This window comes from Rhodoferax fermentans (assembly GCF_002017865.1).
GTDB lineage: Bacteria > Pseudomonadota > Gammaproteobacteria > Burkholderiales > Burkholderiaceae_C > Rhodoferax > Rhodoferax fermentans.
Genome location: NZ_MTJN01000002.1, coordinates 4,024,368 through 4,038,185, shown reverse-complemented (window position 1 = coordinate 4,038,185; position 13,818 = coordinate 4,024,368). Strand labels below are relative to the sequence as shown.

Genomic DNA, 13,818 nt, shown 5'->3' with positions numbered 1-13,818 from the left:
GCTATTTATTTGTTGGCCAGTTCCTTTTTCACTGCCTCCACCAACTGGGGTGCTTCGGCGGTGGTGGCGGGGGCAAAACGGCGCACCACTTCACCCTTGCGGTTGATCAGGAACTTCTCAAAGTTCCACACCACCTCGGGTGCGCTGGTGGGGTCGATCTTGTGGCCACGCAGCATGGTCTCCACACCGGCACGTTCTTCGGTGACCGGCTGGGCGGCGGTGAGCCACTGGTAGAGCGGGTGTTTGTTGTCACCGGTCACCACAATCTTGCTGAACACCGGGAACTGCACACCGTAGTTCAGGCTGCAAAAGCTGGCGATTTCGGCATCGGTGCCGGGCTCTTGGCCGGCAAAGTCGTTGGCCGGGAAACCCAGCACCGTCAGACCCTGGTCGCGGTAGGTCTCAAACAGTTTTTCCAGGCCTTCGTACTGCGGTGTCAGGCCACATTTGGAAGCCACGTTGACGATCAGCAGCACCTGGCCTTTGTAATCGGCCAGCGTGGTGTCAGAGCCGTTGGCTTGGCGCAGGGTGATGTCGTACAGCGATGTGGTCATGGTGGTGTCCTTGGTGGATGGGGTGGGGGAAAAGAAGGCCGGTGTGAACCGTGACCTGGTTGAAAAAAGCACCGGCGGATTACAGCAAAAGCGCCATTCTTGTGACGCCAGAGGGGCTATGCGGGCCACCGCTGTTAATCAAACAGCTGCGGCTCAGAGACTATGGATTTGGAAGCTTTCTGCCCTTGATTCATAAGGGCTGGAGGCTGATGTGATGCCATCTCTGCGGCGTCCTGCAGGCGTATCAGCGAGGCCACCCGCACCCCCAGCAGGCGCAGGCGCCGGTTCAATGGCACCCGTTTGAGGCAGTGCCCCGCGATCCGGCGGATGGTTGGGGCGTCACCCACATACACCTCCACCGTCTGGTCGCGCGTGACACTTTTGAAATCGTCAAAACGCAGCTTGATGCCAATGGTTTTGCCGACATAGCCCTTGTTGGCCAGGTCGGCCGCCACCTGCTCACACAGCTTGGTGAAGATGGCGCCTAACTCGGCCTTGTCGCGCACCGCATGCAGGTCGCGCTCAAAGGTGGTTTCGCGGCTGATCGATACCGGCTCACTCTCCAGCTCCACCGGGCGGTCATCCTGGCCGTGGGAGGCGGCATACAACCAGGCCCCGGTTTTCTGGCCAAAGTGGTCGATCAGCCAGTCCAGCTCCTGTTGCGCTAGTTGGCCAATGGTGGTGATGCCCAGACCCTGCAGCTTTTCATCGGCCTTGGGGCCGATGCCGTTGATCTTGCGGCAGGCCAGCGGCCAGATCTTGCTTTCCAGATCCTCCTCAAACACGATGGCGATGCCGTTGGGTTTGTTGAACTCGCTGGCCATCTTGGCCAGCAGTTTGTTGGGCGCGACACCGATCGAGCAGGTCAGGCCGGTCTGCTGAAAAATCGTCTTCTGGATCAGGCGCGCCAAGACTCGCCCACCGTCGCGCTGGCCACCGGGCACCTCGGTGAAGTCGATGTAGACCTCGTCCACCCCCCGGTCTTCCATCAGCGGGGCGATGTCCAGGATGATGTCTTTGAACGCGCGCGAAAAACGCCGGATCTCGGTGAAGTCCACCGGCAGCAAAATCGCTTCTGGGCACAGCTTGGCCGCTTTCATCAGGCCCATGGCCGAACCCACACCCGACTGGCGCGCCGCGTAGGTGGCGGTGGTGATCACACCGCGCCCGGTGTAACCGGCCAGCCGTGGAAAGTCCGCCACCGGGATCTTGTTCAGCGGCACATCGGCATGGGCCAACAACAAGGCGTCATCGGCCGAGCGCCGCCCACCGCCAATCACCACCGGCAGGCCCTTGAGCTGCGGGTAACGCAGCAGCTCCACCGAGGCGTAAAACGCGTCCATGTCCAGGTGGGCAATACGACGGATCAGGCGGGGTGGCATATCGGGTGGGGCAACACAGGCATGTTGGCAAGGATACCGCGCCAGGCGGTGCTTTTTGCCCACCCATACCGGCACTTGCCCTGCTGTCTAGATGACAAATTCCAGAGCTTTTTGGGCGGGGACAGGTTAAGCTTGACGGGGTTTATCAAACGTCAGTGGGTTGTTTATGGACAAGCATTTTTTGACATCGCTGTTTTCCCCGGGCTCCATTGCCGTTTTTGCCGGCCAGGCCAGCGATCCCGAATCGCAAACGCCGCAAGCGCGCGCCTTGCACCGCGCCCTTACCACCCAGCAATACGCGGGCAAGCTGGTGTTTTTGGACACCCATGCCAGTGGCACCTTGGCAGATCTGGCCAGTGTGCATGCCGATCTGGCCATCATTGCGCTGCCCCCCAGCGAAGTAGCCGCTGCGCTGGAGCTGGCCGGGCGCATCAAATGCCGCTCGGCGCTGGTGATCTCCAGTGGCATCGACGCCGCCCAGGCCGCCGAACTGCACAAAATGGCCTCGCGCGACGGCATCTACCTGCTCGGGCCCAATTGCCTGGGTTTCCAGCGGCCTCATTTACAGCTCAACGCCAGTGTCGCCGGGCCGCTGGGCACACCCGGCCCGCTGGCGCTGGTGTCGCAGTCAGGCGCGCTCACCTCGTCAATCCTGGACTGGGCGCGCAAAAACGCGGTGGGGTTCTCCACCGTGGTGTCGCTCGGCCCGAATACGGCGGTCGACATGGCGCAGGTGCTGGACTATCTGGCGTCTGATGCCAAAACCCACAGCATCGTGGTCTACCTGGAAGGCATCACCAACGCCCGGCGTTTCATGAGCGCCCTGCGTGCGGCGGCCAATGCCAAACCGGTGGTGGTGCTCAAGGCGGGCCGCAAACCGGCCAGCAACCACGCCGCATTGACCCACTCGGGCGCGATTGTGGGCAGTGACGAGGTGTTTGATGCCGCCCTGCGCCGCGCTGGTGCGGTGCGGGTGCGCTCCTTTGTGCAACTGTTCTCGGCGGCCAAATGCCTAGCCTCGCGCTACAAACCGGTGGGCCGACGCCTGGCCATCATCACCAACGGCGGTGGGCCAGGTGTGCTGGCGGCTGACTGGGTCAGTGAGATCAACCTGGAACTCGGGCGCCTGAGCCCGCAGGCGATCGAGGCGCTCAAACCTGCGTTGTCGCCCCTGGCCACGCTCAGCGATCTGGTCGATGTCTCGGAAGAGGCTGGCCCCGAACACTACCGTGCTGCCATCGAGGCGGCCAGCCAGGCCAGCCAGATCGACGGCATTCTGGTGATTTATTCACCCAAGGTCGACATGGATGGGGATGCCATCGCCAGCGCCATTGCCGGCTTTAATCGCCAGGTCAACAAGCCTTTGCTGACCTGCTGGATGGGCGACGCCTCGGTGGGCGACGCGCGCAAGATCCTCAACGACGCGGCCATCCCCACCTTTCGCACCCCTGAGGCGGCGGTGGGCGCCTTTGGCAACATCGCGTCCTTCTACCAGAACCAGCTGTTGCTGCAGCAAACACCACCGCCCTTGAGCGAGTTATCCCGCCCCGATGTGGAAGGTGCGCGCCTGCTGATCGAGAGTGTGCTGGCCGAGCGGCGCAAGGTGCTGACCGAGATGGAATCCAAGGCCTTGCTGGCGGCGTTCCACATCCCGGTCACCAAAACCATCCTGGCGCGCAGCCCCAATGAGGCCATGATGATCGCCACCCAGCTGGGTTTCCCGGTGGCGCTCAAGATCGACTCGCCCGATGTCAGCCACAAGTCGGACGTGCAGGGTGTGGCCCTGAATGTGATGAACGCCATGGGTGTGCGTGATGTGTATCTGGAGATGATCCAGAACGTCAAACGCCTGCAGCCCGATGCCAAGATCAACGGTGTCACGGTGCAGAACATGTCGAACCAGACACGTGGCCGCGAGGTCTGTGTGGGCCTGGTCACCGACGACCCGTTTGGCCCGGTGATCACCTTTGGTGCGGGTGGCACCATGATCGAGCTGATCAACGACCGCGCGATGGAGTTACCACCGCTGAACCAGTTCCTGGCGCGTCGGCTGATCGAACGTTCACGCGTGGCCGACACCTTGGGTGCCTGGCGCGGTGCCAGAGCCGCCGATGTGGAGTCGCTCGAGCAGATTCTGTTGCGGGTGTCTGAAATGGTGTGTGAGCTGCCGCAGTTGCGCGAGATGGACATCAACCCCATCATCGTCGACGAGTCGGGTGCGCTGGCGGTGGACGCCCGCATCATCATCGACAACGCAGCGCCTTCGGTGCGCCACTACAACCACCTGGCAATCCTGCCTTACCCCTCGCAACATGAGCAGGTGTTCCCGATGGCCGGTGGCGGGGAGTACGTGGTGCGCCCGATCCACCCCGACGACGCCCTGATGCTGCAGGCCTTTGTGCGCGGCCTGTCACCCGAGAGCCGTTATTTCCGCTTTGTGTCGAGCATGCAGGAATTGCCCGCCACGATGTTGTCGCGCTTCACCCTGATCGACTACGACCGCGAGATGGCGCTGGTGGCCTTGCATGCCTCCACCAGCCTGGACGAACACGGTCAGTCACAACAGACCACACGGGTGGTCGGTGTGTCGCGCTACATCACCAACCCGGACCGCGCCAGCTGCGAGTTCTCGCTGGTGGTGGCCGACGACTTCAAGGGTCAGGGCCTGGGCTCGCGCCTGATGCTCTCGATCATGGACTTTGCCCGTGAAAAAGGGCTGACCGAGATCGAAGGCCTGGTGCTGGCCAACAACGCCAACATGCTCAAACTCATGCGTGGCCTGGGCTTCCAGGTGAAAGCCTTCCCGGAAGACCCGGACTTCAAGTTGGTGACACACCAGTTGCAGCTGTCCTGATCTTCGCCCTGACAAGCTCAATGAACGGACGCAACACCGGCGACGGGTTGTGTTGTGCATAGGCCAGCGCGATACCCATCGACAGCTTGTTGTCCCCTTCTTTCAAGGCCCTGAAGCTCACGCCTTGGCGTTTGACTTTTTGCAGTGACGCAGGCAAGAGCCCAAAACCTTGTCCTTGTGCAATCAAGCCAAGCAGGATGTGGTGGTCCGGTGGTTCCGGGACCACGTTGGGCTTGAAATCGATCCGGTTAAAAAATGCCTGGCAGTGGTCGTAAAAGCCGGGATTCAAGCGGCGTTCAAACCAGAACAAGGCTTCGTTGCGAAGGTCGTCGAAGCCGAGCCTGCGTTTTTTGGCGAGTGGATGGGCGGTCGGCAAGGCCACCACAAGCGGTTCCTCCAGGACAGTCTCCACCGTCAAGCCCTCGGTATGGGTGTGCAAACCAATGAAGGCGGCGTCCATGTTGCCGTTTTGGATGTCCCGGACAAGACGTGTCGAGTGCCTGCCTTTGGAGATGATCCGCCACTCAGGGAAACGCTGCTGCAGGCTGTCAACAACGTCGGGGATGGCGCTGCGGTCAAACACCGTGGTGTAGCCCAGCACAAACTGGCCTCCTTCAGTACCTGTTGCCGCTCTGGCCACCGTAATCGCCTTGTCCACCTGCCGCAGGCTTAGCCGCACTTCCGGCAGGAATGCGAGCCCAGCTTCTGTCAGCGTGACGCCTGACTTGCCCCGCAGGAACAGCGCCACGCCCAGTTGCTCTTCCAACTGCTGGATCTGCCTGCTCAAAGGGGGTTGTGAGATGTGCAATCGCACCGCCGCACGTCCAAAGTTGAGTTCTTCACCCACCGCCAGAAAGTAGCGCAGCTGTCGCAGGTCAATCGAATCATTCATACCGAAAAGGTATCACAGAAATGGTATTGGACGCGTCACAGATCGGTACATACAGTGCGCTCACTTATCAACACCAAGGAACTCACATGAACAGCGAACGGTATGTACGGGGCTTGGCCAAGCTCAAAGAGATCGATGGCCAGGCCGGTGAAAACGTGATCAACAGTCTGAGCGACATCGCACCCGACTTTGCGCGGCTACTCATTGAATTTCCCTTTGGCGACATCTACTCGCGGCCCGGTCTGGATCTCAAAACGCGTGAACTTGCCGTGGTGGCGGCACTCACCGCGCTGGGCAACGCCGCGCCTCAACTCAAGGTGCACATCCAGGGCGCGAGGAACGTGGGTTGCTCCGAGCAGGAAATTGTCGAAGTCATCATCCAGATGGCGGTTTATGCCGGGTTTCCTGCCGCATTAAACGGCCTGTTCGCGGCCAAAGAAGTTTTTGCGCAACACCCCACACCACCCAGCCACTGAAGGGCGCCAAAGCGCAGCTCAGCAGGGCATGGGCTGGCGGATGACTTCAGGCCGGAGACACACCCGCGGCACCTGCCCCGAAATACTGCGGGTGGCAGGTCGGGCCACAGGGGTGGATTTCTACCGTGATGTGCACCAGCTCCTCGTGGATGCTCAGCTGGTTTTTGAAGTACTCGGCGGTGGTTGGCTCGGAGGTGGCCAGTGACAGGATGCAGGCGTATTTGCCTTTGCCGACACGCCACACGTGCAGGTCGGTGATGGTCGCCGGGATCGGGCTGGCCGCAATCACCTCGCGAATTTCTTCACTGACCGGCGCGTCCATCTCGGCGTCCAGCAGCACACGCCCGCTGTCACGCAACAAACCGTAGGCCCACACACCCACCAGTGCGGCACCGGCGATGCCCATCAGCGGGTCGAGCCAGTCCGCGCCCCAAAGTTTGCCACCCATCAGCGCCAGGATGGCCAGCACCGAGGTGGCGGCATCAGCCACCACATGGATGTAGGCCGAGCGCAGGTTCAGGTCCTCGTGGTGGGCATGCCCATGGGAATGTCCGTGGTGGTGATCGTGTCCATGTCCATGTCCATGTCCATGTCCATGGTCGTGCCCGTGCTCATGATGGTCCCGCAGCAGCCAGGCGCAGGCCAGGTTGACCAGCAGGCCAACCAGTGCAATCGCGATGGCCTGGTCGTACTGGATCGGCGTGGGTGAAATCAGCCGCTCGACCGACTGGTACAACATCAGCACCGCAATGCCCACCAGAAAAGTGGCGCTGGTGTAGCCGCCCAGCACCTCGATCTTCCAAGTGCCAAAGGCAAAACGGCTGTCCTTGGCTAAACGCCGCGCCGCGCCATAGGCCATGACCGACAGGCCCAGCGCCAGCGCGTGTGAGCTCATGTGCCAGCCGTCGGCCAGCAGCGCCATCGAGTTGTAGTACCAGCCGCCAGCGATTTCGGCCACCATCATGCCGGCGGTGAGCATCACTGCCCAGCGGGTGTTCCGCTCAGCCAGCGGGTTGCCTTCGTCAAACACGTGGCTGTGGTCCAGCGGGGCGGCGGTAAGGGTGGGCTGCATGGTGGTACGCTTCCTGTTCTGACGGGGTGTCTATATACTATACCCCAGTATACTTTTATCGACAGAAAGAGACCGACCGTGCCGCATACGATCAAAAGCAAGAAGCAGTTGTTGACCCGCGTCCGCCGCATCAAGGGCCAGGCCGATGCGTTGGAACGCGCGCTGGAGCAAGAGACCGACTGCTCAGCCGTGCTGCAGCAGATTGCCGCCATCCGCGGTGCGGTGAATGGGCTGATGGCCGAGGTGTTGGAGGGCCACTTGCGTGAACACCTGGACGCGCACGACCTGCCGCTGGAACAGCGTCGTAACGACCTGGAGCAGGTGGTGAAAACGCTGCGCTCTTACCTCAAATAAACGCAGGTCACTGGGGCAGGGCAAGCCCGCCCCAGGCTTTACACCGGGTAGGTTCCGGGCAGCAAGATGCCCTTGTCCACGTTGTCGATCTGGGTGTGGCCACAAAAGGCCATGGTCAGGTCGAGCTCCTTGTGGATGATCTCCAGCGCCTTGGTCACACCTTCTTCACCCATCGCACCCAGGCCGTACAAAAAGGCGCGGCCAATGTAGGTGCCGCGGGCGCCCAGGGCGCGGGCTTTGAGCACGTCCTGGCCGCTGCGGATGCCGCCGTCCATGTGCACCTCAATGTCTTTGCCCACGGCGTCGACGATGGCGGGCAGCGCGCTGATGGAGCTGGGTGCGCCGTCCAGCTGGCGCCCGCCGTGGTTGCTGACAATCATCGCGTCGGCGCCTGAGTTGACCGCCAGGCGGGCGTCTTCCACGTCCTGAATGCCTTTGATGATGAGTTTGCCGCCCCAGCGGTTTTTGATCCACTCGACATCGTCCCAGCTCAGGGCCGGGTCAAATTGTTTGGCGGTCCATTCACTCAAACTGCCCATGTTCTCCACACCCTTGACATGGCCCACGATATTGCCAAAACCACGCCGTTGGGTGCCGAGCATGCCCAAGCCCCAGCGCACCTTGGTGGCCATGTTGACGATGTTGGGGATGGTCAGCTTGGGCGGCGCGGACAAGCCGTTTTTGATGTCCTTGTGGCGCTGGCCCAGGATTTGTAAATCCAGCGTGATCATCAGCGCCGAGCAGTGCGCCGCCTTGGCGCGGTCGATCAGGCGTGCGATGAAGTCGCGGTCACGCATCACATACAGCTGAAACCAGAATGGGTGGCCGCCGGTTTCTTTGGCCACGTCTTCGATCGAGCAGATGCTCATGGTCGAGAGCGTGAACGGGATGCCGAACTTCTTGGCCGCATTGGCCGCCTTGATTTCGCCGTCGGCACTCTGCATGCCGGTCAGTCCCGTGGGCGCTATCGCCACCGGCATCGCCACCTTCTGGCCGATCATGGTGCTGGCTGTACTGCGGTTTTCCATGTTGATGGCCACGCGCTGGCGCAGTTTGATCGCCTGAAAGTCCGCCGAGTTGGCACGATAGGTGCTCTCAGTCCAACTGCCGGAGTCGGCATAGTCGTAGAACATGCGCGGCACCCGCGCTTTGGCCAGAATGCGCAGGTCTTCAATGTTGGTGATCACGGGCATAACAGGGGCTCCTTTGAATGCCCTGCATGTTACGGGGCCAAACTGGCATGCCATTTGAAAAGTGCTGAAGCGCTTGTGAAATTTGTTGACGGCGCCCCCTGTGCGCCATTTTTTGAGAAGGTGAACACATGCAGAAAACAGATGTCTTGATCGTGGGTGCGGGCATGGCGGGTGCCTCTGCCGCCTATTTTTTGGCGCCGCACCGGCAGGTGACGCTGCTGGAGTGGGAGTCGCAGCCGGGTTACCACGCCACCGGGCGCTCGGCCGCGCTGTATTCGGAAACCTATGGCAATGCCACGGTGCGTGCCATCACCACCGCAGCCAAGGTGTTTTACTTTTCACCGCCCGAGGGGTTTTCGCCGTACCCGCTGGTCACACCGCGTGGCACCCTGATAGTGGGCACAGCGGACGACCACGACGCACTGCGTGAGCGGTTTGAGGCGATGCAAACGCTGATCCCCAATGTGCAGTGGTGGACACAAGCCCAGATGCTGCAGACGGTGCCGGTGCTGCAGCCCGAGTTTGCCGCGTTTGGCATCTTTGAGCCCGATGCCATGGACATGGATGTGCACGGCATCCACCAGGGTTTTTTGCGCGGTGCCAAAGCCGCTGGCGCCAAGCTGGTGTGTGACGCCCAGGCGCAGGCCGTGGTGCGCGAAGACGGTGGCTGGCGCGTGGACACCCCGGCAGGCAGCTTCTGGGCGCCGGTGCTGGTCAACGCGGCGGGCGCCTGGTGTGACGAGCTGGCCCAACTGGCCGGTGTGGCCCCGGTGGGCTTGCAACCCAAACGTCGCACCGCCTTCACCTGCGAGCCACCTGCTGGCAGTGACAGCGCCCATTGGCCCATGGTGATTGACCTGCAGGAAACCTTCTACATCAAACCCGATGCGGGCCTGCTGCTGGTGTCGCCCGCCAACGAAGACCTGGTGCACCCGCAAGACGTGCAACCCGAAGAGCTGGACGTGGCGATTGCGGTGGACCGGGTCGAGACCGTGACCACGCTGCAGATCCGCAAAATCAAACGCGCCTGGGCCGGTTTGCGTTCCTTTGTGGCCGACAAAACCCCGGTGGTGGGTTTTGCGCCCGATGCACCGGGCTTTTTCTGGCTGGCCGGGCAGGGCGGCTACGGCATCCAGACCGCACCGGCCATGGGTGAGCTGACGGCGGCGCTGGTGCAGGGCCTGCCGGTGCCTGCGGCATTGGCCGCCGTGGGTGTGCGGGCTGAGGATGTGTCGCCCCTGCGTCCTGGCTTGGGTGCAACAGCCTGAGGGTTGATAAGGAAAATTGGCCTCTAGCCCTTTTGGAATAAGGGCTGGTAGCTATGAAGTTTGAGTACCTGCAAGCAGCAGGCTGTTGTGGCTTGGTGTTGTTAGCGGGCTGTGTTTGTCCTCTTCTCCGCTGGACTCACGGCAAACGTCGTGGCAGAGACGCTTTTCTGGCAGCCTCAACGTTCAAGCTCAGTCGCCGCTGGCGCGAGAGGTCATAACGACCCCTATTCGCCAAAAGGTGAGACCTCCGCTCAAGGTCGCCCACGCTACCGGGACCCAAAGCCCATGGAAGAGCCAGTAGATGGACGCCACGATCCCTAAGGCGTAAGCGACAAAAGCAACTTTCTTCCGTAATGCCGGGGCTACCAACGTGGGGAGTAGGACAACGAGAGAACCACACATCAAAGAGCCAACCGCCAAAGCCAAGTCCGAAACGAAGGACGACCATGGGGCGTTGCACATGCCCGAGACTAGGTACTTCGAGGGGCACAGCCACTCGTTTACTTTGTAGGTGAGCACGGCCGCAAAAACGCCAAGGTAGAAGCCGACCAAGGCGGCAGGTACTGTGAGAATCCAACGGAGGGTGCGCATGGTTCTAACGATTGAAAGGCGCTTCACCGTCCCTAGCCAGGCGCGACCCGTGAGGGTGGCGGTGAACGGCAACTAAGTGCCACGATGGAGAGGCCAAACTGTTGGCGCGCCGCAATGTTGTTGTCATCAACTTGTCCGAGAGGGGAAGTTGTGAGCATCGTAACGGTTGGAATCGATCTGGCAAAAAAACGTCTTTGCCGTTCCTGGTGTTGATGCCAAAGGCAAGCCTGCGCGAGTGCGGCCCTGTCCGATGCAGGACTGCTGTGGTGTCACCCGCCAAAGAAGACCCGGTGCCCCCGGCTTTTCTGGCTGACCGGCAGGGTCGCTACGGCATCCAGACCGCACCCGCCATGGGTGAGCAAACGGCGGCGCTGGTGCAGGGCCTGCCAGTGCCTGCAGCCCTGGCGGCGGTGGGTGTGCGGGCTGAGGATGTGTCGCCGCTGCGGCCCGGTTTGGGGGCAACAGCCTGAGGGTTTATAAATAAAATTGGCCTCTAGCCCTTTTGAAATAAGGGCTGGTAGCTATGAAGTTTGAGTATCCGCAAGCAGCAGGCTGTTGTGGGTTGGTGTTGGTTGTTGGCCGTGTTTGTGCTCTTATTCACTGGATTCATTGCTACGTCGTGGCAGAGGCCCTTTTCTGACAGCATCAACGCTTGAATGCCTACTTAGGCGTCACGGCGCGTTCTTCCCAGAGTAGAGCGGGCTTCGTTCCTTGTTTTCTCGGAGCCATTCCATATAACCGTCGACTTCTGGTCCTCCAATGTTGATAGCAAGTTCCAGTCCAAACAGGGCGAAGATGAAGTACCACTCTTGCTTTTCCGTTACGAGGTAGTCGAACTCGTGCACCGTCTGGTATGAATGGCCGTCCAAGTCCAGCAGTTCTCGATCGGCGTCATAGATGCGTCGAGCGTGATGTGGCCATTCTTGAGGCTGACCACGGCGGGCAAAGTTGCGAAGCGGATCCAGTTGAGGCTCATCTATGAGATACGAAATGCCATCTGGCTGTTCAAGTAGGCGTAGAGCCATTGCCTCGATAGCCATTTTTGCCAAAAAGCGGGAAACGGTTCGGCTTGCAGGTGGTTTTGCATTGATGGGGAGGAGAAGGGTGCCCTTCTTGTTGTTTGCTATATGTTTGAGAGCCTCAGGTGATGTCTGAAGCGAAAGGGTGTATGGGGTTGAAGCCTCGCGATACGCGACGACAGGGAATCCTGGCAAGAGGATGGCTTCACTTGGGGGCACACGCCCTCTTTTGTTGGGGATTACCTGAGTGAACCGCAGGCGAGAAATTGCTTGTGAATCAAGGAACGGCTTTTCGACTTTTCGAGCGAAGTAGTTATTGCAAGAATCACAGACGACTCCCCTCGGAAGAATATGCTGCGTGTTCCACAGGCTCTCTGGAACAACGTGCTCCACGCTTTTTGACCCACTGGAGTCTTGCTTACAAAAGAGGCAGCGCATATTACTAGGGGGCACCTAACGAATGAAAGTTACTTCCCCGCCCCAAGCAAACCGCAGCCCTAAATGTTTGCGCTTACCAGCAACCAATGGCCACGATGGCGAGGTCAAACTTGTCATCCACTTTTTCTGGAGGGGGAATGTTGACCATCGTAACGGGTGCATTCGCCCCGTCAAAGAAGGTTTTTGCCGTTCATGGTGCCGACGCAACAGGTTAGCCTGTGCGACGGCAGCCCAGCGTGCTACGCGCCAAGCTGGCTACACACCCAAGCTCTGCAACGTAACCGGGCCTTTGGGCGTGTTCAGGGTGACGGTGATGTTGGCCGGGCCATCGTCTACCGTGACACCGCTCAGCCCAATCGCTTCATACGCTGCCAACAATTTGGCCGCAGTCGGGTGGCTCACGGCCACACTTTGCAGCGTGACGCCCGAGCGGGGCAGGCTGTTGCGGGGGTGCAGGCGCAGTGGCTCGGCGGCGTCAGGTTTGCCCCACTGGATCAGGCTCGGCAGGGCGCCGTCAAACAGGCGCTGGCCGTCGTCGCGCACGGTGATCTGCCATTGCAGCAGGCCTTTGCGCGAGTGGCGACTGGTTTGTAGGGCCGGGCCACGGTCGATGCCCAGGGCTTTGAGCGCAGTGCGCCCGGCCTGCAATTCATCGGTCTGCGCCACAAAATGCACCAGTTGCGGCGCCATGGCCACAGCGGCCTGCAGAGCCGCTTCATCCATGTCAAACCAGCGCTTAGTCCTTGTATCACCTGGGCTTTTAGCTTCTGGATTGATAGCGATGATCTCCAGATAGGCCAAGGGGAACTTGGGTGTGGCGATTTTGATCAGGCGGTTGTGGGTGCCAAACTGCGGGTGTTCACCGCCCGGGCCGGGCGTGACACCCAGCGTGGCTTCACACCAGGCCACACCCTGGTCCAGGGTCTGGGCAAGAATCACCAGATGGTCAATTTGGCTTTTCATCCTTAACCTGCCAAACCAACGTAGACGTTTTGCACATCGTCATTGGCGTCGATGGCGGCCAGAAAAGCCTCCACCTCTTCGAGCTGCTCAGCGCTCAGGCTGGCCGGGTCGACCGGGTTCTTGGGTTTGTAACCGAGCTTGGCCGACAACACGGTGAAGCCTTGGGCGGGCAGGGCACGGCTGACCAGGTCCAGATCGGTCGGGTCGGTCAGGAACAGGGTGGTGCCTTCTTCGTCACCGGGCTCCAGGTCTTGTGCGCCGGCTTCAATAGCGGCTACCTCAGCATCTGCGCCGGGTACAGCCGGTTCGGCCTCGATCATGCCCAGGTGGTCAAAGTCCCACGCCACCGAGCCCGAGGTGCCGAGCTGGCCTTTGCGGAACAACACGCGCATTTCGGGCGCGGTGCGGTTCAGGTTGTCGGTCAGGCACTCCACCATCAGCGGCACGCGGTGCGGGGCAAACCCTTCGTAGATCACATGTTCAAAGTTGACGGCTTCACCGGTCAGGCCGGCGCCTTTTTTGATGGCGCGGTCGAGTGTGTCCTTGGGCATGGAGGCCTTGCGGGCCTGCTCCACCAGCAGGCGCAGGCGCGAGTTGGCGGCGGGGTCGGCGCCGCTGCGTGCGGCCAGCATGATGTCCTTGGACAGTTTGCCAAACACCCGGCCCTTGGCGTTGGCGGCCAATTCCTTGCCCTTTGCTTTCCACTGCGCACCCATGACTGTTCTTCCTTGCGTTGTTTGCGCCCTAGGGGCGCGGTTCAAA

General features: G+C 60.9%; 13 protein-coding genes. 5 read left to right on the top strand and 8 right to left on the bottom strand.

Features of this window, described 5'->3' with window-relative positions:
* Positions 1-5: 5 nt before the first annotated feature.
* Together RF819_RS18755 and RF819_RS18750 are read right to left on the bottom strand one after the other, a co-directional pair.
* Positions 6-554 carry a glutathione peroxidase gene (locus tag RF819_RS18755; RefSeq protein WP_078366361.1) on the bottom strand — a complete coding sequence of 183 codons (549 nt, stop codon included), beginning with the start codon at positions 552-554 and terminating at the stop codon, positions 6-8.
* Positions 555-688: 134 nt separating this feature from the next.
* The gene (locus tag RF819_RS18750; protein WP_078366360.1) at positions 689-1,936 is read right to left on the bottom strand and encodes a DNA polymerase Y family protein; all 1,248 of its coding nucleotides are present in this window, start codon (positions 1,934-1,936) and stop codon (positions 689-691) included.
* Between the two features lie 166 nt (positions 1,937-2,102).
* On the opposite strand from RF819_RS18750, the gene RF819_RS18745 reads away from it, so the two are divergent.
* On the top strand, positions 2,103-4,790 hold the full coding sequence (locus RF819_RS18745; protein WP_078366359.1) for a bifunctional acetate--CoA ligase family protein/GNAT family N-acetyltransferase: 2,688 nt from the start codon (positions 2,103-2,105) through the stop codon (positions 4,788-4,790).
* Here RF819_RS18745 and RF819_RS18740 read toward each other — a convergent pair.
* The gene (locus RF819_RS18740) at positions 4,756-5,682 is read right to left on the bottom strand and encodes a LysR family transcriptional regulator (protein ID WP_078366358.1); all 927 of its coding nucleotides are present in this window, start codon (positions 5,680-5,682) and stop codon (positions 4,756-4,758) included. The two genes, RF819_RS18745 and RF819_RS18740, sit on opposite strands and share 35 nt — an antisense overlap.
* Before the next feature lie 86 nt (positions 5,683-5,768).
* Here RF819_RS18740 and RF819_RS18735 point away from each other — a divergent pair, with 86 nt between their 5' ends.
* On the top strand, positions 5,769-6,158 hold the full coding sequence (locus tag RF819_RS18735) for a carboxymuconolactone decarboxylase family protein (protein WP_078366357.1): 390 nt from the start codon (positions 5,769-5,771) through the stop codon (positions 6,156-6,158).
* A 46-nt stretch (positions 6,159-6,204) separates the two neighbouring features.
* Here RF819_RS18735 and dmeF read toward each other — a convergent pair whose 3' ends face one another.
* Entirely contained in the window at positions 6,205-7,230 is a 1,026-nt protein-coding gene (gene dmeF, locus RF819_RS18730; protein WP_078366356.1) for a CDF family Co(II)/Ni(II) efflux transporter DmeF, read from the bottom strand.
* Between the two features lie 78 nt (positions 7,231-7,308).
* Here dmeF and RF819_RS18725 point away from each other — a divergent pair, with 78 nt between their 5' ends.
* Positions 7,309-7,584, top strand: a complete 276-nt coding sequence (locus tag RF819_RS18725) for a metal/formaldehyde-sensitive transcriptional repressor (RefSeq protein WP_078366355.1) — start codon at positions 7,309-7,311, stop codon at positions 7,582-7,584.
* A 38-nt stretch (positions 7,585-7,622) separates the two neighbouring features.
* Here RF819_RS18725 and RF819_RS18720 read toward each other — a convergent pair whose 3' ends face one another.
* Entirely contained in the window at positions 7,623-8,777 is a 1,155-nt protein-coding gene (locus RF819_RS18720) for an alpha-hydroxy acid oxidase (RefSeq protein WP_078366354.1), read from the bottom strand.
* Between the two features lie 128 nt (positions 8,778-8,905).
* Here RF819_RS18720 and RF819_RS18715 point away from each other — a divergent pair, with 128 nt between their 5' ends.
* Both RF819_RS18715 and RF819_RS18705 read left to right on the top strand, forming a co-directional pair.
* On the top strand, positions 8,906-10,045 hold the full coding sequence (locus RF819_RS18715) for an NAD(P)/FAD-dependent oxidoreductase (RefSeq protein ID WP_078366353.1): 1,140 nt from the start codon (positions 8,906-8,908) through the stop codon (positions 10,043-10,045).
* 857 nt (positions 10,046-10,902) lie between these two features.
* Positions 10,903-11,106 (top strand): hypothetical protein, encoded by a 204-nt coding sequence (locus RF819_RS18705; RefSeq protein WP_143541768.1) that lies wholly within the window; start codon positions 10,903-10,905, stop codon positions 11,104-11,106.
* 201 nt (positions 11,107-11,307) lie between these two features.
* Here the strand turns inward: RF819_RS18705 and RF819_RS18700 are convergent, their stop codons facing one another.
* The 3 genes from RF819_RS18700 to RF819_RS18690 form a co-directional block, all read right to left on the bottom strand.
* On the bottom strand, positions 11,308-12,093 hold the full coding sequence (locus RF819_RS18700; protein WP_078366350.1) for an HNH endonuclease: 786 nt from the start codon (positions 12,091-12,093) through the stop codon (positions 11,308-11,310).
* Positions 12,094-12,348: 255 nt separating this feature from the next.
* Complete coding sequence (locus tag RF819_RS18695) at positions 12,349-13,056, bottom strand: VOC family protein (protein ID WP_078366349.1); 708 nt, start codon at positions 13,054-13,056, stop codon at positions 12,349-12,351.
* Positions 13,057-13,058: 2 nt separating this feature from the next.
* Positions 13,059-13,772 carry a YebC/PmpR family DNA-binding transcriptional regulator gene (locus RF819_RS18690; RefSeq protein WP_078366348.1) on the bottom strand — a complete coding sequence of 238 codons (714 nt, stop codon included), beginning with the start codon at positions 13,770-13,772 and terminating at the stop codon, positions 13,059-13,061.
* Positions 13,773-13,818 lie beyond the last annotated feature (46 nt).

What these genes read in the sequence shown, in the direction of transcription:
- RF819_RS18695 (WP_078366349.1), bottom strand. Translation starts at nt 13,056, where the DNA reads ATGAAAAGCCAAATTGACCATCTGGTGATTCTTGCCCAGACCCTGGAC.
- RF819_RS18690 (WP_078366348.1), bottom strand. Translation starts at nt 13,772, where the DNA reads ATGGGTGCGCAGTGGAAAGCAAAGGGCAAGGAATTGGCCGCCAACGCC.
- RF819_RS18735 (WP_078366357.1), top strand. Translation starts at nt 5,769, where the DNA reads ATGAACAGCGAACGGTATGTACGGGGCTTGGCCAAGCTCAAAGAGATC.
- RF819_RS18700 (WP_078366350.1), bottom strand. Translation starts at nt 12,093, where the DNA reads ATGCGCTGCCTCTTTTGTAAGCAAGACTCCAGTGGGTCAAAAAGCGTG.
- RF819_RS18755 (WP_078366361.1), bottom strand. Translation starts at nt 554, where the DNA reads ATGACCACATCGCTGTACGACATCACCCTGCGCCAAGCCAACGGCTCT.
- RF819_RS18715 (WP_078366353.1), top strand. Translation starts at nt 8,906, where the DNA reads ATGCAGAAAACAGATGTCTTGATCGTGGGTGCGGGCATGGCGGGTGCC.
- RF819_RS18745 (WP_078366359.1), top strand. Translation starts at nt 2,103, where the DNA reads ATGGACAAGCATTTTTTGACATCGCTGTTTTCCCCGGGCTCCATTGCC.
- RF819_RS18750 (WP_078366360.1), bottom strand. Translation starts at nt 1,936, where the DNA reads ATGCCACCCCGCCTGATCCGTCGTATTGCCCACCTGGACATGGACGCG.
- dmeF (WP_078366356.1), bottom strand. Translation starts at nt 7,230, where the DNA reads ATGCAGCCCACCCTTACCGCCGCCCCGCTGGACCACAGCCACGTGTTT.
- RF819_RS18720 (WP_078366354.1), bottom strand. Translation starts at nt 8,777, where the DNA reads ATGCCCGTGATCACCAACATTGAAGACCTGCGCATTCTGGCCAAAGCG.
- RF819_RS18740 (WP_078366358.1), bottom strand. Translation starts at nt 5,682, where the DNA reads ATGAATGATTCGATTGACCTGCGACAGCTGCGCTACTTTCTGGCGGTG.